The organism is Paracoccus sp. DMF, assembly GCF_004407025.1.
Taxonomy (GTDB): Bacteria; Pseudomonadota; Alphaproteobacteria; order Rhodobacterales; family Rhodobacteraceae; genus Paracoccus; species Paracoccus aminovorans_B.
Genome location: NZ_SOKV02000136.1, coordinates 1 through 1,327, shown reverse-complemented (window position 1 = coordinate 1,327; position 1,327 = coordinate 1). Strand labels below are relative to the sequence as shown.

The 1,327-nt window shown below is 66.5% G+C and carries 1 protein-coding gene; it reads right to left on the bottom strand.

Going from position 1 to position 1,327, the window contains the following annotated elements:
• Positions 1-1,327 (bottom strand): inorganic phosphate transporter (locus E3D03_RS20765; RefSeq protein ID WP_263568525.1); only part of this gene is annotated, 1,327 nt, incomplete at both ends.

Genomic DNA, 1,327 nt, shown 5'->3' with positions numbered 1-1,327 from the left:
CCGGGATCTGCCGCAGGATCAGGAACAGAAGCGCCGACAGAAGCGCCGCGGCGGGAACGGTAACGATCCAGGCCGCTCCGATGGTCAGCACATGCAGCCGGCGGACCAGCTTGCGGCGGCGACGCTCATCCGCCGGAATGTTGTCCGGCCGGGGAACGACCATGCGGGCCTGCTTCAGGCGCCGCTCGGCATCCCATTCGCGGAAAAAGCCCACGCCGAAGATCGCGCCGATCGCGATATGGGTCGAGCTGACCGGCAATCCCAACGCACTGGCAATGATGACCGTCACCGCCGCCGACAGTGCGACGCAATAGGCCCGCATCGGGTTGAGCTTGGTGATCTCGTTTCCGACCATGCGGATCAGCTTGGGACCGAACAGGCTCAGCCCGAAGGAGATCCCGAAAGCGCCGATCAGCATGACCCACAAGGGAATGACCACATCGCCGTTGAAATTCCCGGTCGTCACGGTCTGCACGATGGCCGCCAGCGGGCCGACGGCATTGGCGACATCGTTCGCCCCGTGGGCAAAGCTGAGCAGCGCGGCCGACACGACCAAGGGGACACCGAACAGGACCTTCAGCGACTTGTTGCGGTTCTCAAGCCCCTCGGACTGGCGGCGGGTGACCGGGATCATCAGCAGCCATGAGCAGAACCCCGCCAGCAGGCCCAGCAACAGCGCCGCGCCCATCGAGATCTCGACCAGCTGCTTCAGCCCCTTCATCGCCAGATAGGCCGTGAAGGCCCCTGCCATGATGCCCACGAGGATCGGCACCCAGACCCGTGCCGCCGCGATCTTGTCCTCGCGATAGACGATGCGGCTCTTGATCAGCCACAGGAATGCGGCCGCCACGACGCCGCCCATCACCGGCGAGATGACCCAGCTTGCCGCGATCGCCAGCATCTGCTCCCAGTTGACCGCGCCGAGTCCGGCCCCGGCGACACCCGCGCCCACGACCCCGCCGACCACGGCATGCGTGGTCGAGACCGGCGCGCCGATCCAGGTCGCAAGGTTCACCCACAGCGCCGATGCCAGCAGCGCCGCCATCATCGCCCAGACGAAGGTGGCCGGCGTATCCAGCGTCTCGGGCGCGACGATGCCCTTGGCGACGGTCGAGACCACATCCGCGCCGGCGATCAGCGCGCCCGCGCTTTCGAAAATCACGGCGATGACGATGGCCCCACCCATGCTGAGCGCGTTCGCCCCAACCGCAGGTCCCATGTTGTTTGCCACGTCATTGGCACCGATGTTCAGGGCCATATAGGCGCCGAACACGGCTGCGGTGACGACGACCAGCATCTCGCCGCTTTGCCCCAGCAGCATCGCCGC